The 24,206-nt window shown below is 43.6% G+C and carries 23 protein-coding genes and 1 tRNA gene; 8 read left to right on the top strand and 16 right to left on the bottom strand.

Annotated features, from left to right (window positions below):
- Nucleotides 1-21: 21 nt before the first annotated feature.
- Nucleotides 22-330, top strand: coding sequence for a Grx4 family monothiol glutaredoxin (grxD, locus tag FD963_RS00755; RefSeq protein WP_072583421.1), 309 nt, complete (start codon nucleotides 22-24; stop codon nucleotides 328-330).
- Between the two features lie 28 nt (nucleotides 331-358).
- The gene (locus FD963_RS00750) at nucleotides 359-1,633 is read left to right on the top strand and encodes a DNA recombination protein RmuC (RefSeq protein WP_215362501.1); all 1,275 of its coding nucleotides are present in this window, start codon (nucleotides 359-361) and stop codon (nucleotides 1,631-1,633) included.
- A 90-nt stretch (nucleotides 1,634-1,723) separates the two neighbouring features.
- Here FD963_RS00750 and FD963_RS00745 read toward each other — a convergent pair whose 3' ends face one another.
- Nucleotides 1,724-2,308: a phasin family protein gene (locus FD963_RS00745; protein WP_215321330.1), complete on the bottom strand. Its 585-nt coding sequence runs from the start codon at nucleotides 2,306-2,308 to the stop codon at nucleotides 1,724-1,726.
- Between the two features lie 196 nt (nucleotides 2,309-2,504).
- Here FD963_RS00745 and FD963_RS00740 point away from each other — a divergent pair, with 196 nt between their 5' ends.
- Nucleotides 2,505-3,827, top strand: coding sequence for an MFS transporter (locus FD963_RS00740; RefSeq protein WP_215362500.1), 1,323 nt, complete (start codon nucleotides 2,505-2,507; stop codon nucleotides 3,825-3,827).
- 117 nt (nucleotides 3,828-3,944) lie between these two features.
- Here the strand turns inward: FD963_RS00740 and FD963_RS00735 are convergent, their stop codons facing one another.
- The 9 genes from FD963_RS00735 to petA all read right to left on the bottom strand — a co-directional run bounded on the left by FD963_RS00735 (nucleotide 3,945) and on the right by petA (nucleotide 11,238).
- On the bottom strand, nucleotides 3,945-4,517 hold the full coding sequence (locus FD963_RS00735; protein ID WP_215362499.1) for a class I SAM-dependent methyltransferase: 573 nt from the start codon (nucleotides 4,515-4,517) through the stop codon (nucleotides 3,945-3,947).
- Nucleotides 4,517-5,251, bottom strand: coding sequence for a glycosyltransferase (locus tag FD963_RS00730; protein ID WP_251367248.1), 735 nt, complete (start codon nucleotides 5,249-5,251; stop codon nucleotides 4,517-4,519). The genes FD963_RS00735 and FD963_RS00730 overlap by 1 nt, the downstream gene beginning before the upstream one ends.
- Complete coding sequence (locus FD963_RS00725) at nucleotides 5,214-7,061, bottom strand: tetratricopeptide repeat protein (protein WP_251367341.1); 1,848 nt, start codon at nucleotides 7,059-7,061, stop codon at nucleotides 5,214-5,216. Before FD963_RS00725 ends, FD963_RS00730 begins: the two co-directional genes overlap by 38 nt.
- Nucleotides 7,062-7,167: 106 nt before the next feature.
- Nucleotides 7,168-7,243: transfer RNA gene (locus FD963_RS00720), tRNA-Thr, on the bottom strand.
- Nucleotides 7,244-7,261: 18 nt separating this feature from the next.
- Nucleotides 7,262-7,669 carry a ClpXP protease specificity-enhancing factor gene (locus tag FD963_RS00715; RefSeq protein WP_215321326.1) on the bottom strand — a complete coding sequence of 136 codons (408 nt, stop codon included), beginning with the start codon at nucleotides 7,667-7,669 and terminating at the stop codon, nucleotides 7,262-7,264.
- A 29-nt stretch (nucleotides 7,670-7,698) separates the two neighbouring features.
- A complete protein-coding gene (locus FD963_RS00710) occupies nucleotides 7,699-8,310 on the bottom strand; it encodes a glutathione S-transferase N-terminal domain-containing protein (protein WP_028819209.1) in 612 nt (203 codons plus the stop codon).
- 99 nt (nucleotides 8,311-8,409) lie between these two features.
- Nucleotides 8,410-9,183 carry a cytochrome c1 gene (locus tag FD963_RS00705; RefSeq protein WP_371818478.1) on the bottom strand — a complete coding sequence of 258 codons (774 nt, stop codon included), beginning with the start codon at nucleotides 9,181-9,183 and terminating at the stop codon, nucleotides 8,410-8,412.
- Nucleotides 9,184-9,224: 41 nt separating this feature from the next.
- Nucleotides 9,225-10,625, bottom strand: coding sequence for a cytochrome bc complex cytochrome b subunit (locus FD963_RS00700; RefSeq protein ID WP_215362497.1), 1,401 nt, complete (start codon nucleotides 10,623-10,625; stop codon nucleotides 9,225-9,227).
- Nucleotides 10,626-10,635: 10 nt separating this feature from the next.
- Nucleotides 10,636-11,238, bottom strand: a complete 603-nt coding sequence (gene petA / locus FD963_RS00695; RefSeq protein WP_215362496.1) for a ubiquinol-cytochrome c reductase iron-sulfur subunit — start codon at nucleotides 11,236-11,238, stop codon at nucleotides 10,636-10,638.
- Between the two features lie 137 nt (nucleotides 11,239-11,375).
- Here petA and mscL point away from each other — a divergent pair, with 137 nt between their 5' ends.
- The 3 genes from mscL to FD963_RS00680 are packed head-to-tail and all read left to right on the top strand — an operon-like array spanning nucleotide 11,376 to nucleotide 15,229.
- The gene (gene mscL, locus FD963_RS00690) at nucleotides 11,376-11,798 is read left to right on the top strand and encodes a large conductance mechanosensitive channel protein MscL (RefSeq protein ID WP_215362495.1); all 423 of its coding nucleotides are present in this window, start codon (nucleotides 11,376-11,378) and stop codon (nucleotides 11,796-11,798) included.
- A gap of 1 nt (nucleotide 11,799) precedes the next feature.
- Nucleotides 11,800-14,031, top strand: coding sequence for a glycosyltransferase family 41 protein (locus FD963_RS00685; protein WP_215362494.1), 2,232 nt, complete (start codon nucleotides 11,800-11,802; stop codon nucleotides 14,029-14,031).
- A gap of 10 nt (nucleotides 14,032-14,041) precedes the next feature.
- Nucleotides 14,042-15,229 (top strand): Do family serine endopeptidase, encoded by a 1,188-nt coding sequence (locus FD963_RS00680; protein ID WP_215362493.1) that lies wholly within the window; start codon nucleotides 14,042-14,044, stop codon nucleotides 15,227-15,229.
- A gap of 17 nt (nucleotides 15,230-15,246) precedes the next feature.
- Here FD963_RS00680 and FD963_RS00675 read toward each other — a convergent pair whose 3' ends face one another.
- From FD963_RS00675 to FD963_RS00660, 4 genes are read right to left on the bottom strand one after another with little or no spacing between them, the layout of a single operon-like run.
- Complete coding sequence (locus tag FD963_RS00675; protein ID WP_215362492.1) at nucleotides 15,247-15,981, bottom strand: amino acid ABC transporter ATP-binding protein; 735 nt, start codon at nucleotides 15,979-15,981, stop codon at nucleotides 15,247-15,249.
- 34 nt (nucleotides 15,982-16,015) lie between these two features.
- Nucleotides 16,016-16,684: an amino acid ABC transporter permease gene (locus FD963_RS00670; RefSeq protein ID WP_215362491.1), complete on the bottom strand. Its 669-nt coding sequence runs from the start codon at nucleotides 16,682-16,684 to the stop codon at nucleotides 16,016-16,018.
- A 23-nt stretch (nucleotides 16,685-16,707) separates the two neighbouring features.
- Nucleotides 16,708-17,496 carry an amino acid ABC transporter permease gene (locus FD963_RS00665; protein WP_215362490.1) on the bottom strand — a complete coding sequence of 263 codons (789 nt, stop codon included), beginning with the start codon at nucleotides 17,494-17,496 and terminating at the stop codon, nucleotides 16,708-16,710.
- A gap of 59 nt (nucleotides 17,497-17,555) precedes the next feature.
- Nucleotides 17,556-18,491, bottom strand: coding sequence for an amino acid ABC transporter substrate-binding protein (locus FD963_RS00660; protein ID WP_251367247.1), 936 nt, complete (start codon nucleotides 18,489-18,491; stop codon nucleotides 17,556-17,558).
- Between the two features lie 213 nt (nucleotides 18,492-18,704).
- On the opposite strand from FD963_RS00660, the gene FD963_RS00655 reads away from it, so the two are divergent.
- The gene (locus tag FD963_RS00655; RefSeq protein ID WP_215362489.1) at nucleotides 18,705-20,372 is read left to right on the top strand and encodes a tetratricopeptide repeat protein; all 1,668 of its coding nucleotides are present in this window, start codon (nucleotides 18,705-18,707) and stop codon (nucleotides 20,370-20,372) included.
- Between the two features lie 113 nt (nucleotides 20,373-20,485).
- On the opposite strand, the gene FD963_RS00650 is transcribed toward FD963_RS00655, so the two are convergent.
- Nucleotides 20,486-21,742 (bottom strand): porin, encoded by a 1,257-nt coding sequence (locus FD963_RS00650; protein ID WP_215362488.1) that lies wholly within the window; start codon nucleotides 21,740-21,742, stop codon nucleotides 20,486-20,488.
- A gap of 208 nt (nucleotides 21,743-21,950) precedes the next feature.
- On the opposite strand from FD963_RS00650, the gene FD963_RS00645 reads away from it, so the two are divergent.
- Nucleotides 21,951-23,411: a sel1 repeat family protein gene (locus FD963_RS00645; protein ID WP_215362487.1), complete on the top strand. Its 1,461-nt coding sequence runs from the start codon at nucleotides 21,951-21,953 to the stop codon at nucleotides 23,409-23,411.
- Here the strand turns inward: FD963_RS00645 and tatC are convergent.
- Nucleotides 23,387-24,178 (bottom strand): twin-arginine translocase subunit TatC, encoded by a 792-nt coding sequence (gene tatC / locus FD963_RS00640; protein ID WP_215362486.1) that lies wholly within the window; start codon nucleotides 24,176-24,178, stop codon nucleotides 23,387-23,389. The two genes, FD963_RS00645 and tatC, sit on opposite strands and share 25 nt — an antisense overlap.
- Nucleotides 24,179-24,206 lie beyond the last annotated feature (28 nt).

Here is a 24,206-nt window from a genome sequence, read left to right as displayed (position 1 = left end):
CACTTAGTAGAAAGAATATATATGGACTCACAAGCTCAAATTAAAGAAATCGTTACTAGCCACCCAGTTGTATTGTTTATGAAGGGAACTGCGCAGTTTCCACAATGCGGTTTTTCTGGAAATGCCATCAACATCTTGCGTGCTAGTGGTGTTGAAAACCTCCATACCGTGAACGTCCTGGAAGATGCTGGCATTCGTCAAGGCATTAAAGAGTTTGCAAATTGGCCAACAATTCCCCAGCTCTATATCAATGGTGAATTTATTGGTGGCTCTGACATCATGACCGAAATGTTCCAGTCTGGCGAACTTCAAAAACTCGTTAAAGCTTAATCAAGAGTTTCGTTAAGACTTTGACTCTGTGACTTTTGATTTAAGCTCTCTTCTATTATTTGGCCTGCCATTTGGAGTTTGTGCAGGCCTTTTAGTTTATGCGTTAAACCTGCGCTCTACCCTTGCTCGTGTTGAGCTGCAAGCTCAAACAGAGCTTGCCCTAGGACTCAGCTTACGTACCGAGCGTGACCAAGCACTACAAAATGCGATTCGCCTTGAAGCAGAGCTAGACTCTGAACGCAAACAAGGTCTAGGCCGAATTGAATCACTCAATGAAGCTAAAGAAGCTTTGACAAATCAGTTCAAAAATTTAGCCAACGAGATCCTGGAAGACAAGTCTAAGCGCTTTACCGAACAAAATGCAGCGAGCCTAGACGCCCTATTAAAACCCCTGCAAACCAAACTCACTGAATTTAAAGAGCAGGTCAGCACTTCTTATAGCAATGAGGCTCGCGAGCGCCATGCCCTCAAAAGTGAAATCGAGCGCTTGGCTAATCTCAATCTGCGCATGTCAGATGAAACACGTTCTTTAACCCAGGCATTAAAAGGTGACTCCAAGGTTCAAGGTAATTGGGGTGAGCTAGTATTGGAATCCATCCTCGAATCCTCTGGCCTTCGCAAGGGCGAAGAGTATCTCGTGCAAGACAGCCACACCCAAGCTGATGGCTCGCGCCTGCAGCCTGACGTCGTAATTAAACTGCCTGAAGGCAGAAGTCTGGTTGTAGATAGCAAGGTATCGATTACAGCCTATGCCCGTCATGCTGAAACTACAGACCCTACAGTTGCTGAGCAAGAACTAGCGGCGCATATCCAATCACTGCGTCAGCATATTCAAGGCCTTTCAGGGAAGAATTACAGCTCTCTCTATGGCGTAGGCTCTGTTGATTTTGTTTTAATGTTTGTACCGATAGAACCCGCGTTCTTACTGGCATTAAAGACGGCGCCCAACCTATATCAAGAAGCTCTGGCAAAAAATATTGTGTTGGTATGCCCAAGCACTCTCATGGCGACGCTACGAACCGTTGCCCACTTATGGCGACAGGATCATCAAAATCGCAATGCATTAGAAATCGCAAAACAATGCGGCAATCTTTACGATAAGTTTGTAGGTTTTGTAGATGACTTAGAGAAACTTGGTCAACGATTAGATCAAGCGCAAACCAGCTACCACGATGCATTCAATAAACTAAAAACCGGCAAGGGCAACCTCATCCGCTCTGCTGAAAAGGTGCGGGAACTAGGCGTGAAGCCCAGTAAGAATCTATCTCCACCCCTGATTGAGTCCTCTGCAGATTTTGAATAATTTAGATAATTAAAAACCCCGCCCAGTTTGCACTAGGCGGGGTTTTTAGTTTTAAATCTATTACTTAATACTTAATTAATTCTTAATCAATTAAGCAGCTTTACGGCTACGTGATGCAGGTGTAGCAGCTTTCTTAACTTGAGCGATTTGACCTTGTACAGTTTCGATTGCTTGATCAGCAGTTTTTTCTGCGGTGGCAAAAGCTTCTTTGCTTGCAGCGCGGAATTGCTCAAAACCTTGCAATGCGCTACCGTATACAGTCTTGAATGAAGACAAGAAAGTTTCTGAACCGGCAGGTGCATTAGCGGCAACAGTATTGATCCAATCTTGGAAACCATCTTGCAACTGGTCGATGCTTGCATCAACTACGTTTACAAATTCTTTATTACTATCGCGCAATACTTTGCTAACTTTCTTTTGGTAAGCAACAGCTTGGTTGCCAGCAGATTGCAAAGTTTCAGCATTTAACATCTCAGTAACTTGCTTAGGATCTTTAGCTGTCAATACTTGTTGAATACCGTCTTGAGCGTTAACCAAAACATCTTTGGAAGCAGCGTAGTTCAGTTCAGCCAATTTTTGAGCATTTTCCAAAGCAGCTTCGCTCAAAGAAAATGTAGCCTCGAGGCCTTTGCTGTTAATTTGGGACAATTTAGCGGTGATTTGATCTTGGTTCATGTATTTCTCCAGAAATTAAGTGGTACAACTTGTCAATTAAGCACACGATTTAAGAGATGGAAAACTGTAGATACCTTAAATATTGCACTGCACCATCAAACTGTAACTGAAGGGATAGGGCAAATCAAGAAGTTTTTGCTGCTGTGCAACAAATATATTCAAGAAATAAAATAAACACAATATAATCAATAACTTAATGTCAAAACAGAATTCCCACTCCTATCGAAAAGTCGCTATAGCAGCCTGTTTTGGCACTTTTTTAGAGTGGTATGACTTCCTGACATTTGCAACGCTGGCAGTCGTTTTTGCGCCGCTCTTCTTTCCCTCAGCAAACCCCAATACAGCCCTTTTAGCGAGCCTAGCGACTTTTGGCGTTGGAATGGTAGTTAGACCTATTGGAGCAGCCCTATTTGGCTCTATGGGCGATCGGATCGGCCGTAAACCCGTTTTCATGATCACCATTGCGTTAATGGGGCTGGCAACTGTGAGCGTCGGCTTTTTACCCACTTATGCTCAGGTCGGAATTTGGGCGCCTGTCCTGTTGGTTGCCCTACGATTGCTTCAAGGGCTCTCTGCTGGCGGTGAAATTGGGGGAAGTGCCGTCTACCTCACCGAACATGCCGGTGCCAAGCACAGGGGATTTAAGACTAGCTTCCTCCAACTCATGGGCCCTCTTGGCATTCTGTTCTCCACCTTGCAAATTGCATTACTCAGAAGCCAGCTATCACCAGAAGAATTTCAATCTTGGGGTTGGCGTGTGCCATTTTGGATTTCGATTGCGCTTTTGCTAATTGCCTTTAAAGCAAGGATGGCTTTAGAAGAAACGCCTGTGTTTTTAGAGTTAATCGAAAAAGGTCATAAAACGGAATCGCAATTACTCAATAACTTTAAGGATCCAGAAATACGAAAAAGGATGTTGTTACTTTTCCTATGCGTTTCCTCAAGCGGTGCAATCTTATTTTTCTGCGTACAGGTCTACACCTCTATCTTTCTAAAAACAACAGTGCAGATTCCAGCAATACTGGTTGATCAACTCAGTATCTATGCCACCATTGCTCTCTTACCGCTGACTATTTTTGCAGGCTGGCTCTCCGATAGATTGGGCAGAAAACCGGTTGTACTGACCGGCTTGATATTAGGTGCCCTATTCATTCTTCCGGCCTTTCATTTATTGGAAGCCCTCGGCGTAGGTGTAAATGAAGGTAGCTCAGCTTCAGCAATAGCCATCGCATTTACGCTAATTGGTCTATCAGGAATACTCGCACTAGTAGTGGGCCCACAAACGGCACTACTGGCAGAGTTATTCCCCGCTAAATCTAGAAATAGCGCAGCAACTCTTCCGCATAACGTGGCAGCAGGTTGGATTGGTGGTCTTTTACCTTTTATTGTTACTTGGTTAAATCAGCAATGGGGAAATAGTATTGCTGGACTTTGGTATCCAACTATCTTTTTAGCAATTAGCGCTGTAATAGCAGTTAAGTATTTGCCAGAAACTAGATCTAAAGTCTTAAGCGACTAACAATACAAGTTAGTAGTAGCCTTTATTTTTTAATGGCCCGAATAACATATTGAAGTGGGATTGCGTCTGAAATCGCAACTTCCGGATCCGCCCCCGCCGCTTTCGCCATCTCACCTATCATAGGCAAAAACGCTCTCGCCCTAGCTCATCAAATATGCGAGGAACTCCCTCTTGAATCTCAAAGCCTGCCTGATGAAACATCTCGATAATAGTTTGCCTAGTGAACCATCTTAAATGGGTTCGATCAAGAATTCCATCATCCTCATAACGAAAATCGCCAATACTCAATCTAGCCTGAACAGACCAATGTTGTGCATTAGGAATGCAGGCCACCACTACACCACCTACGGGAAGACATTGATAGATATGCCCGAGTACTTTCCAAGGGTTAACCAAATGCTCAAGGGTATCCCCAAAAACCCAGCAATCCTTATCCCCTTGAGAATTCCAAAACACATCATCGGCTTGCTCAATATTTAAAACTAAGGCCTCATCGCAATATCGCTTAGCCAACTCAGCATAAGAAGGTTCAATTTCAACCCCTAAATAAAATGCAGATGGAGCAATTTTCTTAAATTCTCTTGCTAATGCCCCAGAACTACAACCAATCTCAATTACTCTTTTTGAGGTTATCGGAATTAATCTCAGTAAGTCGGGATTATGGGCGTCATGAATAGGTGTTTGTGACATTAAGAACCCCACTTTTCAATATACTTTTGATATAACTCGTTCCACCCTTGAGAGCCAAAGCCACCCCCACTTTCATGCACCAACGATAAAGGGATTGTCCCCATACTCACTCCAAGCAACTCTGCCTGACGACAAAAATCCATATCGTAGAAGTGAAAGTTAAATCGCTCATCAAATCGAAGATTAGATTTTTTTAGAGTATCACTAAAGGCTGCCAAAAAGAGTCCATCCAACAACTTGGCTTGCTGAAATGGGGGGCCAAATACTGCTAAATCCTCTGGGGGGAATTGCTTACCGTGGCCAACGATACCACTCAAATTTTGCGGGGCATCCCATTCAAAATCTAGATTCTTAAAAGCCCAGGATGGCTGAAAAGGTATCCTACTAATATTTCCCGCACAACCCACGATGCCAAAGTGTTGTAGCCCATTGAAGACAGAATGCATCCAATAAAAATCCGTTATGTGTAGGTCATCATGAGCAAAAACGAGAATGCACTGTTCATTAGCAAAACGCTCAATTGCCGAGTTATAAATTGCAGATAAGCTCGCTTTATTTTCTGGGAACACATGCACTACCAACTCAGCAGATTGATATAGCGCTAAAGATTTCCCCGTGGCCGTCTTTAAATAAAAATCTTCTAGGCTAACTCTAGTAGCTACAATAAATTGAACTTTTATAGCATCACCTATCTTGTTATGGATTAACGAATATATGATCTGGGGCTGTGTCACATAAAAGTCTTTCGTGCGCCTGACTTAATCCCAGCTCTAAACTTGCAGCAAATCCTCTGATATCAAATAGAGGTGTATTCAATCGATTGGCGGCTAATTTCTCTCTGATGTCAGTACATCTCGATGGATTTAGTCCAAGTGCAATTGCTAAGTCCTCATACGCTTTCTGCGAATCACAAATCAGCTCAGGCAAGCCAATGGCCCTTAATAGACTTCCACCCATTCTTGCTGAAAATGTTCTTCCGAGGAAGGTAAGTACAGGCAGACCAGCCCAAAGGGCATCACTTGCAGTAGTCCCAGCATTGTAGGGGGATGTATCCAAAAATAAGTTTGCTATGCGATAGCGAGATAGATACTCTGCTCGAGGTAGGCGCTCAGCAAAAAAGATTCGAGAGGAATCGATTCCGCGAGCTTTAAATTCAGACAATAGATTCTTTTTAACTGTATCGCTTTCTGCATGAAGGAGCATGATACCTTTACCTACCTGCAGTAGGATCTTTGACCAACTATCCAAAATAGATGGGGTAAATTTGTAATTATTGTTAAAACAACAATAAACGAATGACTCTTTTGGAATTCCAAACTCTTCTCTAGTAAATATCCGATCTGAAATCTCGCGCTTAGGATCGTTCGCTTGATAGCTTGGAAGATAGATGATTTTTTCTGAATATGCATCTCTGTATTCCGCGGGAATAATGACCTCATCAGCAATGATGTAGTCATAATATGGAGCGCCCATAGTACCCAAATAACCAAGATAGCCAATCTGAATTGGGGCTGCGCGATAAGCAAAAATACTCGGGCGCGAGTTCTGCGTAATCCCACCAAGATCAATTCCAATGTCTACTTTCATCTCTCTTACCAGCTTAGCAGCCTGAAGATCGCTTTTTGAAGATATGTCTATAAATTGATTGAAACTGCCTTTTAGGCGTTCGCGCATTTCATCAGACTCATCTGCACCCATAGAAAAGGCAATTAACTCAAATCTATCCTTATCATGCGCCTCAATTAATCCAGCGATCAAAAATGAGACGGCATGATTTCTAAAATCTGGCGAAAAGTATCCAATACGAATTTTTTCATTTTTTATGGCTTTATCAAACTCACGCAGTTCTCTTTTGTCTGGATATTGAGACCTCATATAGCACTCGGTAACATCTTTGAGCACATCAGGGGAATTGCAGATGGACAAGGCATGAAATGGGTAAAATAAATCTTTACGCGCAATATCGCCATTCTCTATTTTTTGAAGTTGCTCCTGAATTCCACCCCAATCGCATAGTTGCATCTTGCAGCTTATATAGGCAGCTACATTATCTCCACCTAAATGCATTGCTTTTTCATGCGCATTTAAAGATAAATCAAGTAAATTTAATTTATTAAGGACGTTACCTGCATTGCTATATGCCTCAGCATAATTTGGCTGCAAAGCAATTGCCTGATCATAGCTTCTGATCGCCTCTTCATATCGTTTCAGATCTTGGTAAAGATTGCCTTTATTGTTGTAAGCCTCGGCATAGCTTGGCTGCAAAGCAATAGTCCTGTCATAGCTTTTTAATGCCGCATCAAATTGATTAAGATCCTTTAGAACATTACCGCGATTGCTATGGGCTAGCCAATTGTTAGGATCGATCTTGATTGCCTTATCTAGCGCTTTTAATGCCTCCTGCAAATCCTTTTTGAAGGCATACGTCACTCCCAACAAGCGCAATGCCTCTGAATTTCTGGGGGCTACAGTCAGAGACTGTTTTAATAATTTTTCCGCACCAACTAAATCCCCATTTTGGAGATAGCCAACAGCCAGGGTCATCAAATTATTAATCAGTGCATGCATATGAAAATTCTAATTGATTAACCAAAAGAGCCAATGCAAATGAAAAAAGCTTCTAAGTGTTTGCCTAGAAGCTTTTAGAATTTGGTGCCCCTTGTCCGACTCGAACAGACCACCTACTGATTACAAATCAGTTGCTCTACCAGATGAGCTAAAGGGGCAACGGTTGATATTTTATCCTATTTCACAATCGTCAAGGATGGTCTTGTGGTTTTGGGCTTTTCAGGGGCGCCATCGGTCGAGTCAGCAATATGTAGATCTCGGGCCTGGGCAGGATCAAACGGGAAAGACATCCCTTGACCATTTTCCCTGGCGTAGATTGCTAGAACATGGGTGACTGGGACCATGATCTTTCTTGGAATACCGCCAAATCGCGCTTGGAAGCTGATCCAATCGTTTTCTATCGCAAGCTGATGGCATGCCTCCAGGGAAAGATTCAGAACAATCTCATCGTTCTTCACAAATTCCATGGGCACTTCTACCCTAGCATCCACAAAAACCGCTATGAAAGGCGTAAAACCAAAATCCGTGCACCACTGATGTAGGGCACGGATTAGATACGGTTTATTACTTGGAATGTCAGACATGCCGACGAGTCATGTACCGCTAAAAATGCTTAGCGGCGCATTACCTTCTCAGAAGGAGTCAAAGCCTCGATGTACGCAGGTCTGCTAAAAATGCGCTCAGCATATTTCAGCAAAGCCGCTGCATTGCGAGACAGATCAATGCCGTAATGCTCAAGACGCCACAACAATGGCGCAATCGCTACGTCCAGCATAGAGAACTCATCGCCCAACATGTATTTGTTTTTAACAAAAATCGGTGCCAACTGAGTCAAACGATCACGAATCGCTAAACGCGCTTTTTCATGAGTCTTTTCAGCCGCTTTACCTTTTTCATTTTCCAGAGCAGCTACGTGCACAAACAATTCTTTCTCAAAATTGAAGAGAAAGAGGCGTGCGCGTGCGCGTGCTACTGGATCAGGTGGCATTAATTGTGGATGAGGAAAACGCTCATCAATATATTCATTGATGATGTTGGACTCATACAAAATTAGGTCACGCTCAACCAAGATAGGCACTTGGCCGTAAGGGTTCATTACCGAAATGTCTTCAGGCTTGTTGAACAAGTCGACATCGCGGATTTCAAAATCCATGCCTTTTTCAAAAAGCACCAAACGGCAGCGTTGCGAGAATGGGCAGTTAGTACCCGAGTACAACACCATCATAAATTTATTTCCTTAAATTTCTACTTCAATACAACAAACGCACATCAGCGTTAAATCTTTTCACCAATGGGTCCTAGCCTCAGGACCCATCAAATTCTATTAGTGAATATCTTTCCAATAGGCTTTATTCAAGCGCCAAGCCAACAGGGTAAAGATTGCCAAGAATAAGAGCACTATTACACCAAGGCGCTTACGCTCTAACTGCACAGGCTCAGCCATCCATGACATGAAAGCAACTAAGTCGGCGATATTGTCGTCATACTCTTGTGTGCTCATTTTGCCGGGAGTTAACTGCTCAAAGCCAACAAAGACTTCTTCTGTTCTGCTTGGGTCATGTGGGTCTTTGTGCTCTTCAAACTTGGCAGCACGCTCACCTTGCAACTGCCAGAGAACGTGTGGCATACCGACTTTAGGGTAGACCAAATTATTCCAACCAGTTTGGGTCGTGTCATCTTTATAAAAGGTACGGAAGTAGGTGTAAAGCCAGTCCGTTCCACGAGCACGCGCCTCAACTGATAAGTCAGGCGGCGTCTTACCAAACCAAGCTTTAGCTTCTTTTGGCGTCATTGAGATGGTCATCAAATCACCTACTTTGGCATCAGTCAAAATGAGGTTGTCTTTGATTTGTTGATCGGTCAAGCCAATGTCGCGCAAACGGTTGTAACGCATGCTTGCGGCTGCATGGCAGTTCAAGCAGTAGTTCACAAATAACTTTGCACCATTTTGCAATGAAGCATTGTTACTAACGCGATTAGGGGCTTGATCTAAAGGAAAGCCTCCTTCATTTGCATTGGCGCTAACGCCAAAGCCCAGGGCCGCAACCAATACTGTTGCTTGGCAGACGCCCATCAAAGTTTGCAGAATTTGTTTCATGCTAATTCCTAATTTCTCTTTGCCAGTATCTCAGGCGTGAATTAATGGGACTTAAAAGTAACGCGTGTTGGAACCGGCTTAAATTTACCAAGCGTGCTCCAGAACGGCATTCCTAAGAAGAAGCCCAGATAATAAATAGTGCATACCTGAGAAATCTTTTCAAACACTGGTGATGGTGGTTGAATACCTAAGTAACCCAAGATCACAAAGCTCACCACAAATACGCCATAAATATATTTATGGAAATGTGGGCGATAGCGAATGGACTTCACTGGTGAGTTATCAAGCCAAGGTAAGAAGAACATGATCACAACAGAACCGCCCATGATCACAACACCCCAGAACTTAGCATCAAATAAGTAGAAGCCAGCTGCTAACACGAGAGCGATTGCAGCGCATGCGCCCTTCACCTTAAGGTTTTTACTCTTCAGAGCAAACATTCCCAGAATGACTGCCAGGAAGATCCATAAAGGCAATAAGAAGTTCGTTGTAGTTGCACGCAACATTGAGTAGAACGGCGTGAAATACCAAACCGGAGCAATATGCGGAGGCGTTTGTAATGGATTTGCAGGGATGAAGTTATTGGCTTCGAGGAAGTAACCACCCATCTCTGGTGCAAAGAACACGATACATGCAAACACCATCAGGAAGCCGCCCAAGTACATCACATCATGCACGCTGTAGTAAGGGTGGAATGGAATGCCGTCCACTGGGTGGCCATTTGCATCCAAGTTTTCTTTAATTTCAACGCCATCTGGATTGTTTGAACCCACTTCATGCAGAGCCAAAATATGGGCTGCAACCAAGCCAACCAATACCAATGGAATTGCAATCACATGGAATGCGAAGAAACGATTGAGGGTTGCATCACCCACAACATAGTCGCCACGCAACCATAAGGATAGATCTGGGCCAACGAATGGAATTGCGGAGAACAAGTTCACAATCACTTGAGCGCCCCAATAGGACATTTGACCCCATGGGAGCAAGTAACCGAAGAATGCTTCACCCATTAAACATAAGAAAATTGCGCAACCGAAGATCCAAATGAGTTCACGCGGCTTGCGATAAGAGCCGTAGATCAAGCCACGGAACATATGCATATAAACCACCACAAAGAACATAGATGCGCCAGTGGAGTGCATATAGCGAATCATCCAGCCCCATGGAACTTCACGCATGATGTATTCAACTGACTCAAAAGCCTTTGCAGCATCAGGCTTGTAGTTCATGGTCAAGAAAATACCGGTAAGTATTTGGTTTACCAATACTACGATAGCTAATGCGCCAAAAATGTAGAAGAAATTTAAATTCTTCGGCGCGTAATACTCGCTCATGTGACGCTTAAATGCTTCTGTTACAGGTAGACGTGAGTCAACCCAAGCCATTAACTTTTGGGCCGCGGAGGCGTCTGCTGGGACTTGTTTTTCTTGGAATGCCATTTATCTCTCCTTAGGCCTTCTTATCGTCGCCAATCAGAATCTTGGTGTCGCTCAAATACATATGCGGCGGCACTTCAAGATTATCTGGGGCTGGTTTGTTCTTAAATACACGGCCTGCCATATCAAATGTGGAACCATGACATGGGCAGAGGAAACCACCTGGCCAAGTGTTTGGCAGGGATGGCTGAGCACCGGATTCAAATTTTGGTGTTGGAGAGCAGCCCAAATGGGTGCAAATACCAACCACTACGAGGTACTCAGGCTTAATCGAGCGCCATTGATTCTGCGCATAAGGAGGAGTGAATTGGGATGGGTCACGCAATGAATTCGGATCAGCTAATTCGCTATCAATTTTGGACAACTCAGCAACTTGCTCAGGTGTACGACGAACTACCCAAACAGGCTTACCGCGCCACTCCACCATTCTCATTTCATCTGGCTGCATGCCAGAGATATCGATTTCAACAGCAGCTCCAGCGGCTTTTGCACGCTCAGAAGGCTCAAAACTGTCTACAAAAGGGTAAAGGGCTGCGGCTGCACCTACGCCACCAACCGCCGATGTGGCGATCAACCAGTTACGGCGATCCTTGTCCATACAGGGCTTGTCACTCATTTACAAAATTCCTAGAAAGGGTATTTATGGGTGGAAATTGCTTAAAGGTAGGATTTTAAAGTAAAAAGTGGGGTAAGCAAGAAAGTTATGGGGTTAATCTCGGGTTAATCGGGATCTAAACAAAAAGGAGGGCATTTATGAGCGTTTTAAAGGAGTTTCGGGACTTTGCCGTAAAGGGCAATGTGATCGATTTGGCGGTGGGTGTCATTATTGGCGGCGCCTTCGGGAAAATCGTGGATTCCCTGGTAAATGACATCGTTATGCCTGTTATTTCGACCCTTTTGGGAGGTCATATCGACTTTACCAACCTATTTATTGTCCTAGGACATGTTCCAGATGGCGTACCCAGAACCTTTGATGCGCTCAAAAAAGCGGGGGTGCCCATCTTTGCCTATGGCAATTTCATCACTATTTCCATCAATTTCATCCTTTTAGCCTTTGTCATCTTCCAGATGGTCAAAGTAGTTAATAAGATCCGTCTCATGGATGCCCCTCCCCCTCCCCCTGTTCCAGAGGATGTGGTTTTGCTTCGTGAAATTCGCGACAGTCTAAAAAAATAATTTGTCTAATTACTCTCCTCAAGAAGCGCAGGAGCAATCGCAACTCATTTTTCAGAATGGTTTGCGATTGCTACAACAAGGAAAGTCTGAAGAAGCAGACAGACTTTTTTTACAAGCGCACTTACTTGATGTAAAGAACGTTGATGCCCTAAATATTTTAGGCATCCGCGCATATCAAAAAAATGAATGCCAAAATGCATTACGCTTTCTCAAGAGCGCGAATGAACTGGCACCTAACTCAGCACAAACATTAAGCAATCTTGGGCTTGTACACAATGCAATATTTAATTTTCAATCAGCGCTTGAGTGTTTTGATTTAGCCATTAGTAGCAATCCCAACATTCCCGAGGCGCACAATAATCGTGGCAATGCTTTAAAGGGTTTAGATAGAAATCTAGAAGCCATTGACGCTTATCAACAAGCTCTTTTACTGCGCCCCGATTATGCCGAAGCCTTTAGCAATCAAGGCGTCATCATCCTGGAAGAGGGAGGCCCCCAAAAGGCGATACCTCTTTTTGAAAAAGCCTTGGCAGTCAATCCCAATCTAGCAGCTGCATGGAATAGCCTAGGGAATGCGCTTACTCAATTAGATCTGTATCAAGATGCATTTCAATGTTTTGAGCGCGCCCTGCAAATTAATAGTAGCTATTTAGATGCGTGTTTAAATTTTGGCACCAGTCTTAAGAAGGCAAAACAGTTCAGCACAGCTATCGATTGTTATCAGCATGCATTGAAGATCAATTCAAATCATCCGCAAACCTACTATTTATTAGGTGAAATCTATTACGACACCGGCGATGCTGATCTTGCAAAAACTTATCTGGCCAAATCACTAGAGCTCAATCCCCAAAACATCGAAGCACAATTTGCATTAGCTATTGCCCAAATACCTAAGGTCTACAAAAGCAAAGAAGAATTGCAAAAATCAAGGAAAGCTTTTACAAGACAGCTGGATATATTGGAGGGGACAACCTCTAAAAGAGCGGCGACAGAAAAAATAGAGGGCATTCTTGGCAAGCATCCTTTTTATTTAGCCTATCAAGATGAAAATAACGCTTCCCTATTGAGCCAGTATGGAAAAGTTTGCGTAGAGCACGCAAAGATTATTCAAAATAACCTTGTTAAGCCTGCCGCAACAGCGAAAGACGTTCAAAAAATCAAGATTGGGATAGTGAGTAAATATTTTTGCAAACATCCCGTATGGGATGCCATCACCAAGGGCTGGGTGATGTCCTTAAACCCAGATCAATTTGAGATACAAATCTTCAATACCAACGGCGTAGAAGATAGCGAGACAGAATTAGCCAAAGAGAAGACTGCGAACTACATCAACTGCGGTAACTCTGCTCAAAGGGCAGCTCAAGTGATCGCAAAACAGAATCTAGATGTACTGCTCTATCCAGAAATTGGTATGGATACCACCAGCAAGGGGCTCGCCTGCCTACGCTTAGCCCCGGTCCAAATTGCCAGTTGGGGTCATCCTGAATCTACTGGCCTCCCCACAATAGACTTCTATTTATCAGCCGAGCTACTCGAACCTGAGAATGCAAACAGTTTCTATAGTGAAGCATTAATTCAGCTACCAAACTTAGGTACCCATATTCAACAGGAGGAAGTAGCCGCTATAGCACCGGATCTTGCCAGCCTTGGAATTAACCCCTCGTTACCAATACTGCTATGTGCGGGCTCGCCATCAAAGTACAACCCAAACCATGACTCTATATTTGTGGAAATTGCCAAGAAACTAGGTCAATGTCAATTTGTCTTCTTTGACTTTGATGAAAATCTCACATCCATCTTGAGAGAGCGCCTTCAGACTGCCTTTGCTCATGCAAAACTCGATGCCAGTCAGTTTCTGCGCTTTATTCCCTTTCTTCGAAAGGAAGAGTTTTATGGGCTTATGCAAAAAGCAGACTTATATTTAGACACTATAGGATTTTCAGGATTCAATACAGCGATGCAAGCTTTAATATGCGACTTGCCCATAGTCACTATTGAGGGCAGCAGAATGCGGGGTCGGCTTGCAAGTGCAATCCTCAATCGCATTGGGCTTGAAGACCTTGTGTGTCAATCGGATAGTGCTTATGTTGATTTGGTAGTAGAGTTAATTCAAAATCACCATTTACTAAATTCCTATAAAGAAAAGATTACGGAATCTAAAACAATCTTATTTGATGACTTAGAGCCTATTAGGGCTTTGGAAGATTTCCTCATTCAACAAATTCGCCAATAAAACGATCCAGATGCATTCTTCCCTCCAAAAATATTGGCTCTTATTTGCACAAGCAGTTACTGTGATGTTGGCAGCTTTGTTTATTGTTGCCACATTAAAACCTGAGTGGCTTTCAGAGTCTAGGGTAGGTTCTTTGGTTGATACGGTCTCGCTAAAAGAAAGCAACTATGACGGGCAACTGAGCCCTGGTTCGTATCACGAGGCTGTGAAGCGCTCAATGCCAGCGGTCGTCAACATTTTTACAAGCAAAGCCTCCGCTAAGCCAAAGACTCGAAAGGGTGGAAACCCAAATTCTGCAGATCCTTTATTTAAATTCTTTTTTGGTGATCAGCCACCAGAGGAAGAGCCTAGCTCAAGCCTGGGTTCAGGGGTCTTAGTCAGCCCCGAAGGCTACATCCTCACCAATCATCATGTCATTAGCGATGCGGATGACATTGATGTGGCTTTATCAGATGGTCGAAAAGTAAAAGCGCAAGTGATTGGTAGCGACCCAGAAACTGACATTGCCGTATTGAAAATTGAAGCCAAAAAATTACCTACCCCAATTACACTGGGCAAAGTGGAGTCTGTGCATGTGGGTGATGTGGTTCTAGCTATTGGCAATCCATTTGGCGTTGGACAAACAGTCACCTCCGGGATTGTTTCCGCTTTAGGCCGCGATCACGTAGGCATCAATACCTTTGAAAACTTTATTCAAACCGATGCAGCAATTAACCCCGGAAACTCAGGTGGCGCACTGATTGACACCCGCGGAAATCTGATTGGCATAAACACTGCGATCTACTCAAATAATGGCGGGTCTATGGGCATTGGCTTTGCGATCCCCGTCAATCTTGCCAAGCAAGTTATGGAGTCCATCCTAGCCAATGGCAGCGTTACTAGGGGATGGATAGGAGTCGAGCCTCAGAACCTCTCCAAAGAGCTCTCAGAGTCCTTAGGGCTGCCTGCCAATGCTGAGGGCGTTCTCATATCTGGTGTGCTTGAGGGTGGCCCTGCAGCAAAGGGTGGCGTCAAGCCGGGAGATGTTTTAATCGCCGTAAATGACAAGCCCACTAAAGATGTGCGCAGCTTGCTCAATCAAATCGCTCAAATTACCCCCGGAAACCAGGCTAAGCTGACCATCTTGCGTAAAGGCAAGGAGATGGAGTTAACCGCTCAAACCGGAAAGCGTCCAAAGCCTAAGCAGCAAGCCAACTAGACCAGGGTATCTCAAACTTAGTTAGCCAGAATTTTCGATAAGAACTCTTTCGCCCTTGGTGAGCGAGCTTCGGGTCTATCAAAGAATTCAGCCTTACTGCAGTCTTCTACGATACGACCTTGATCCATAAAGATCACGCGATGACTCACTTTTCTTGCAAAGCCCATCTCGTGGGTAACACAACACATTGTCATACCTTCATTAGCAAGCTTGATCATCACATCCAAAACTTCCCCGACCATCTCTGGGTCTAGCGCAGAAGTAGGCTCATCAAAAAGCATCACAATAGGATCCATACTCAGTGCTCTAGCAATGGCAACCCGCTGTTGTTGTCCTCCTGATAACTGACCGGGAAATTTATCTTTTTGAGCGATCAGACCAACACGCTCTAAGTACTTTAAGCCATGCGCCTTGGCATCACTGGCGGAGCGGCCCAATACCTTCATTTGTGAAAGAGTGAGGTTTTCAGTGATGCTGAGGTGTGGGAAAAGCTCAAAGTGCTGAAATACCATGCCAACCCTTGAACGCAATTTAGGTAAATTGGTTTTAGGATCATGTAAATCAATGCCATCAACCGAAATCTCTCCAGCCTGAAAAGGCTCAAGCGCATTAATGGTTTTAATCAGGGTGGATTTTCCAGAGCCAGAAGGTCCACAAATAACAACCACCTCACCCTTTTTAATTGAGGTAGAGCAATCCGTTAGCACCTGGAAAGAGCCGTACCATTTAGAAACGTTTCTAAGTTCTATCATGATGAATTATTTGTTTAGCATTCGATTAACAAGATTAGCGAATGATCGCCACCTTGGCCTGAATAAGACGCACTACTTTTGACAGCGAGAAGCAAATCAGGAAATAAGTTACAGCCGCCAGTAAATACGTCTCTATCGGGCGTCCATAGTTCTTACCTGCAATTTCAAAGCCTTTCAATAAGTCGTAGGCTCCAATTGCATAAACTAAGGAAGTATCTTGGAACAAAATGATGGTCTGGGTCATAAAGACTGGGATCATGTTGCGGAAAGCTTGAGGAAGAACTACTAGCCTCATATTTTGACCGTAAGTCATACCGAGCGCTTCGCCTGCATAAGTTTGACCTTTAGGCACAGACTGAATGCCCGCTCTCACAATCTCCGAGAAAAAGGCTGCCTCAAAGGCAATAAAAGTAATGGTTGCCGACAAATCTGCCCCGATCGGCCTGCCTATCAGCATCGGAATAAGCAAGAAGAACCATAGAATGACCATTACCAGCGGAATAGATCGCATGACGTTGACATAAAAAGTGGCGGGATAAACTAACGCCGGCTTTCCAGAAAGTCGCATTAAAGCCAGAAATGTTCCCGCTATGATTCCGCCGACAGTTGCAATTACTGTCAATTGAACACTAAAGAGAAGGCCCTTCAGAATGTAATTGGTAAAGAGTTCCCAATTGTAAAAACTCAAATCTAAACTCAGCATATTGCCACCCATATTAGAAGCATTTAATGAGCTCCCGTATCGTTACTCGGGGCAATAAAACCCGGAATTCTGGTGCGTTTTTCAATATAAGACATCACTCTATTTACTGAGAAGGCTGAAAGGGCATACAAAACCGTTACCGCCAAGTAAATCTCAACGCCATGTGATGTTTCTTCTTGTGCCTGCATCGCAAATAAGGTGAGCTCAGGCACAGACACCGCAAAAGCGACTGAAGAATTTTTAATAATATTCATGCTCTCCGAGGTAAGCGGAGGCAGCACGATACGTAATGCCATCGGCAAAATAACGTACCGATAGGTTTGCGGTGTAGTCAGTCCTAACGCTATAGCGGCTGCACGTTGCCCACTGGGAAGAGAATGAATTCCCGCTCTTACCTGCTCAGCGATACGTGCCGAAGTAAAAAATCCAAGTGCAATACTAACGAGCCAATAAGAAGGCAGCGCCTTCAAAGGCAAAACAAAGGCAGGAATGACGTGGTACCAAAGAAATACTTGCACTAAGACGGGAATATTTCTAAATAACTCAACCCAGGCCGTTGATAGCGCCACAAGTGATCTACTGAGTCTGCCTGTATCCGGCAAGGTGCGTAGCGTCCCCATTACAGCTCCGAGGACCATGGCGATAACCAATGCCAAGCTCGAGACTGCTAATGTCCAGCCCCATGCCTTAAAAAGCCAGTCTAAATAACTTGGGTCGGCGTTTTGTCCAAGCCCCAATAAAGCGGAGAAGCAGTGGTCCACCGCCTCTCCGTCCAGAGTGCTTTTACAAAATATATCAAGGTCTAAAGCCATTACTTCAACCCAACAGAAAAAGAAGAGTTACGGATATGCTGGGCAATAAAATCAGCTAATTATTTTTTCTGCTGATAATCTTCTGCTGGTTTGTCATTCAAGTTCGCCCAAGCATTTTTAGTTGCTGGAGAAAGCTCGAGACCAACCACAATATTCTTAGGTGGAATTGGTGACAAGAACCACTTATTCCACAGACCAGGCATTTTGCCATTGGCAACAATCTTAGCGATTGCAGTATTTACAGCGGCTTTAAATTCTGGGTCATCCTTGCGGACCATGATTGCAATTGGCTCAGTACTAAGTACTTCACCAACAATTTTGAAATCTTTTGGATTTTTTGAGTTAGCGATATTACCCGCCAAAATTGAGCCATCCATCACAAAAGCATCGGCGCGACCAGATTCTAAGAGCAAGAAGCTGTCAGCATGATCCTTACCAAATACTTCATCAAAATTGACGCCAGTCGCCTTTTCATTTTTGCGCAACAGCTGCACAGAAGTAGTACCGGTAGTAGTTGCTACCTTCTTGCCATTCAGTTGAGCGATTGAAGTAATTCCAGAGTTCGCCTTCACTGCAATGCGAACCTCTTCCACGTAAAGAGTATTAGCAAAACCAACATCTTTAGCTCGGCTTGTGTTGTTGGTTGTTGTTCCGCACTCAATATCAACAGTACCATTTTGTACTAAAGGGACGCGATTTTGAGATGTCACCGGCTGGTAATTAATGCGAAGGGTGCTCATGCCCAACTTGTCTTTAATATCACCCAGAATCATGCGGCAAATTTCAACATGGTAGCCATCAAAGCGGCTATCACCAGTGGTATAGGACATGGGAATGGAAGATTCGCGCACGCCCATTGTCACCGCACCACTTGATTTAATTTTGTCCAGCGTTGGGCTAGCCGCCAACGCGCCGGTTGAAGCCACCAATAAGGAAAGAGATAACAAGCATGTCAATTTACTTAATGGCGGGATATTAATAAACATTTTTTTCATAATTCTCTTCACCTATGGTTGATCTTAATTACTAATAAGGGGTTATCTAAGACGACTAAACTAGGCCATACTCTCACGTAACATGTATTTTTAGCAGATATTTCCAGTTTAATCTAGATTAATCCCTTAATTTCATACATTTAGGCGCCCTAACTCCAATCTGACTTTTTAGTAATAAAAGTTGTTGGAATATATCCTAGTCGAATATTAAAAATGAATTTTAAAATCTTAAACAAATTAATTACTCTTGGGGAAATTGATTTTAGAGAAAATCGTCTTGAAGACGCATGTGCCAAGCTTAAACAAGCTATCCTTTTGGATCCCAAAAATTCAAAAGCCCACGAATTACTAGCCTACATATATTCCAGAAAGGGCGACCAGCAAAGGGCTTTTGAGCTCCTAAAAATTGCATGCGCTCAATCCACGGCCTCAGTAGGAGCGCTATATGAGTTAGGGTCTTTGTATTTAAATGACAAACAGTTCACTTTGGCAATAAAACTATTAAAGACTTCTCTTGACAAAAACGGGCCATTTTTCGAGGCGCTACATGATCTTGGCTTGGCATTGGCGGGCAACAAATGCCCTCAAGAGGGTATAACCGCCCTAAAGAAGGCGCTAGACATCAATGCTTTTTCGGCAGAAGCTCATTACAACTTAGCCAAAATTCACGAGGATCTAAAGGCCTTTCCAAAAGCCCTTGAACACTATAAAAAAGCCTTGGAAATAAATCCCAACTTTATTCAAGCATTAGTAAGTAAAGGGGTTGTTTTGCATCGTTTACAACAGTATCCAGAATCCTTAGCCTGTTATGAGAAAGCGCTTACTCTGGATGGTGGCCTTATTGATGCTTGGGTAAATATGGGTTTTTGCCTCCATAAACAGAAGCAATTTCAAGAAGCGTTGGCCATTTATAACCATGCAATCGCTTTAGACGCCACATCAGCTGAATCTCACTGGAATAAAGCGTTAACACTCCTAATACAGGGTGATTTTATAAATGGTTTTGCTGAATTTGAGTGGCGCTGGAAATGCAGGGCATTTGCTCACAAAATTCGAAGGTTTTCATCTCCCGCTTGGTTGGGAGGGGTTGATATAAAGGATAAAACCATCCTCTTGCATAACGAACAGGGATTAGGTGATTCAATCCAGTTTTCTAGATATGTTGCATCTGTAGCAAATTTAGGAGCTAAAGTTATTTTAGAGGCGGATCCATCTTTATGCGCTCTCTATTCCACCCTGCCTGGCAATTTTCAGCTAATAAAAAAGGGGGATCCACTACCCCGATTTGACTACCACTCTTCACTATTAAGTCTTCCATTTGCATTAAATACAAATCTTCAAAATATTCCTCATTCAATAAGTTACCTTGCCGCTGACCCCAAAAAAGTAAAAGCTTGGCAGTTAAAGCTAGGCGACAGAAAAAAAATTCGGGTTGGCATAACCTGGAGCAGTGTTTCAACCTTTGAAAATGATCAAGAAAGAAGTCTTGGTTTATCGACATTTATCGAAGCTTTTCCCAATGACAAATATGATCTTATTTGTCTACAAAAAGTAATCAAGCATGAAGACGTGGGCGCTCTGAACGCTAGATCTGATATTCGTTTTTTTGGAGATGAGCTAAAAGACTTTAGCGATACTGCCGCTCTTATTGAATGTGTTGATCTTGTGATATCAACCTGCACAAGCATCCCACATCTTAGTTGCGCACTGGGTAAGCCAACATGGTTACTTCTATCTTATGTCGCAGATTGGCGCTGGTTAACTGACAGAGAAGATAGTCCATGGTACCAAACCGCTCGCCTATATAGACAAACCAATTGTGGCGATTGGAATGCACCACTTCAAAGAATAGCTATAGATTTAGATTCGCTATCACCTTAACCTATATACGCTCCTAAGTAGTTTGTCGATTTACCAAAAGAAAAACCCACTGCGTTTCCACAGTGGGTTAATTTGATACCAAACTAATTGAACTAGCTTACGCTAGCAAGTAATTAGAAAGTGTGACGTACGCCAACTGCGTAGTTGTTGTAACCAGAGCTTGTTGTAACACCAGCAGCAGCACTGTTAGATGTCAAAGTTTGACCGTAGATCGCATACAAGTTTGTACGCTTGCTGAGGTAGTAGTTTGAACCTAACTGCCAGCCGTTGAAGTTAGCTGTTGGCTGATTAGCACCATATGATGTGTAACGACCCAAACCAGCAGAAGCCCAAGCTTCAACAGTTGGAGTGATGTAGCTTCGTACACCGATCTGCTCAGCAGAACGCTTCAAGTAGAAGTTTGAGCTTGCTGTGTTTGTAGCTTTACGGCTTACATACTGAGCATAGGCTTTCAAAATACCGAAGTCATAAGTTGCACCAGCGTAGAACTGGTTGTCCTGGATATTCAATGGGTTACCAGCAGAAGCAAAACCAGCTCCAAGGGCTTCACCACTTGCAGATGTCCATGGGCTTGAGCCAGTAACTGTTACAGCACCTGTGCCAGCACTAGTAGCTACTGTTGGGTTCAAGTTAGAAGCAGTAGTTAACTGCTTGAGCGCTTGATAAGATGCAGCGATAAAGAACTTGTTGTATGTGTAATCAGCGCCTAAGCCCCAACCGCTAGCATTAGTGTTTCCGCCTGAAGTAGCGTTAATCTGGCTAACGTTCTTGTTGTTCAATGTGTAGATTGCGCTTGCAGTAAAGCCGCCAAAGTTGTCAGACTTAACTGACAAAGTGTTTGATGTTCTGTTGGTGAACGCAGCATTGTTGATGCTTGAACCAGTTGCGCCTACACCTGTAGTTGCGGAGTAAACAACGTTACCAGCCATGTTGTTCAACTGACCAACGTCAGTAGCAGCAGCAGCATTAAATACTGGTGTGTATTGCAAACCAATGGCGGTTTGACCAATACCATTTTTCTTCAAACCAACAAAAGTTTGACGATTCAACAAACCACCGTTGCTGTCGCCTGAAACTGTTGTGCTTTCTGGGTAGAGTTGGAATTCTGCAGTAAAGAATGCAGATGTACCGCCGCCCAAATCTTCAGTGCCTTTAAAACCTAAACGGTTTGATTGCTCAGCGCCTTGACCAAACTGGCTACCAGTTTGCTTGTACTGACCACCGTTAGATGTGATTGCAGAACTAGACACACGTGAGTTAGATCCGATATAACCAACGTCCAAGATACCGTAAACGGTTACGCTGGACTGAGCTTGAGCAGCAGATGCAAATGCACCGATAGCTGCAACTGCTAATAGCGATTTTTTCATTCTTTAAATCTCCAAAAATTAAAAGTAATGCCCAAATAAAACTGGGACCTATGAATTTTGCTTCTTTTGCCTCACCAGACTGGGGGTCAGGGTATTTAGGAGCTCTTTTTGCTTGTCAAAAGGTAGTTTTTTGGCTTTCTTCGTTGTATCTCGGCAACAAGACCTTTGTTTTCTGTCTTTTATGGGTCTTAGATGACAAAATTGTCATATGGCAAGCCGCGAATTCTTAAAAATCCTCAGTTCAGCACGATTGGGTGACGTTTCTGCGCAACAAAAACTGGCTTCCGCATACTTAACGGGCGCTTTTAAAACCCCCATTCAGCCCGCCAACGCCCTCATTTGGCTGGAAAAATCCTATTTTTCCATTACAAATCAATCACTTGAGAATAAAAGCTCGAGTGATGCTGAAATTTTTGATCTTTTAAGCCAGATTGCCAATATTCCGCTTGCTGAAACCTTTAACTCCCCTGCCTTCGGGTTTGGCTGGGACTCTTTTTGGAAGTTAGCCGAAGCTGAAAAGGCCCCTGACTCCAATCTTGCCGCCAAATGGCAGCTTGTTAATCTATTAATTAATCCCGCCAATCAAGATATCCAATTGCAACTAACGGATTGGCTCAAAAAGAATTCATCAACAACTCTAGAAAAATTGTCTTCTTTGGATTTTGCTGGCATTCAAAAGATTGCTAAACAATATCTACAGGATCTTGCAGATGGAGAATCCCTTTTCGCAAACAATGCAAAAGAGTTGCTGATTAAATTACAACCCAAGAATGAAGCTCTCTCCTCGCTCTGGAAGGTATGGCTTAACGAACAAAATGAAGATGCGTTAATTCAAGCGGCTGAGCTTGGTTTGACCGTTGCAAAACTAACCTTAGGTTTACGCCTCGCACAACTCGACGAACGGGTTGAGGTGGCAGAAACAAAATCCAACGCCTCATTAAAGAAAGCGGCCTATTGGTTAGAGCTCGCCGCCAAAGATGGTGATCGCGATGCCTGGTATGCACTCGGTGAAATTTATCGTCGCCCGCAGTTTTCTGGTTACAACGCCACAGAGAGTGATCGCTGTATCGATCGTGCTGCTGATCTAGGTCATGCGCAAGCGCAATTGCGTAAAGGCGCGAATCTGTGGCGCAAGCGTGAAAAGAGCGAAGAAAAGGTGCGCGGTCTACAGGCTTCCTATTGGGTATGGCAAGCCCACCAGCAAGGCGTGGCAGAAGCTAAAGAGTTGCTCAGCAAGATTTTGGAAAGCTGCCCTAATCCCAAATCCAATGAATGGTATGAATTAGCTCAATGCGCCGAAGTGGCGATTAATCACCATGCCGAACATAAGGTGGATGAAGATTGGTTATTGCTTTGCCATCGCATCATCATTGCTAACCAATTTAATTTTAGTAAAGCAGAATTGTTATTAAGTGAGGTAGGTCAGCTACAGCACGAGCATTGTGTGGTGGTAGATATTCGTTGGGAATTACCAAAGATCTTGCCTAGATTGATTCAGATTGAAACGATTCAACAACGTCGCGCCCTCTTGGCGGCTGGCAAAGCCTTTGCAGGCTCAGAGATGGATCTGGAGGGCAATTTACGCCAAAGACGCTATCGCTTTGATCGCGTTACCAACTGGCTTACAACTACTTTTTCCAAGAATCAAGCCGACGCAGAAGTCGATTGATCAGTTTCGGCATCCTCATCGGAGGGTTTTGGCACGTAAAAGCGCGCAACCAATAAACCCAACTCATAAAGCAAGGTCATTGGTACAGCTAGCAATAATTGAGAAAGTACATCGGGTGGTGTCACTACAGCTGAAATGACGAAAGCGCCCACAATCACATAAGGGCGAATTTCCTTCAGCTTAGCGAGGGGCACCATACCCATACGCACCAAGACAACCACCACAACAGGTACCTCAAAAGTAATACCAAATGCCAAGAAGGTTGTCATGGCAAAACTTAAATAGTTATCAATGTCGGTCGACATCTCCGCACCCAAAGGTGCGTTGTAACTTGCCATGAACTTAAATACCGTTGGAAACACTAAAAAGTAAGCAAATGCCATGCCAATAATGAACAGGGTATAGCTACTCACCACCAAAGGCAGAATGAGTTTTCTTTCATGCAAATACAAACCAGGCGCAATGAATGCCCAAAGTTGATACATCACCACCGGCAATGCAATGATGAATGCGACTAGCATGGTGACCTTCATCGGCACAAAGAATGAACCTGTGACGTCAGTCACAATCATCTTACCGCCAGCAGGTAAAGCTTCCAATAAAGGCTGTGCAAACAAATGGAAAATATCCGGCGCCCAATAGACTAGACATACGAAGACAACAATAATTGCAAGCGCTGCTTTAATTACGCGATCACGCAATTCAAATAAGTGGGAAAGAAAAGTTTCCTGTAATCCCGAGTCTTGAGTTGAATTGTTTTCAGTCATGCGTAAGTATTTTTATTTTTTGCTTTTA

The sequence above is a fragment of the Polynucleobacter sp. JS-JIR-II-50 genome (assembly GCF_018687895.1).
Taxonomy (GTDB): Bacteria; Pseudomonadota; Gammaproteobacteria; order Burkholderiales; family Burkholderiaceae; genus Polynucleobacter.
This window is presented reverse-complemented; position numbering and strand designations above follow the sequence as displayed.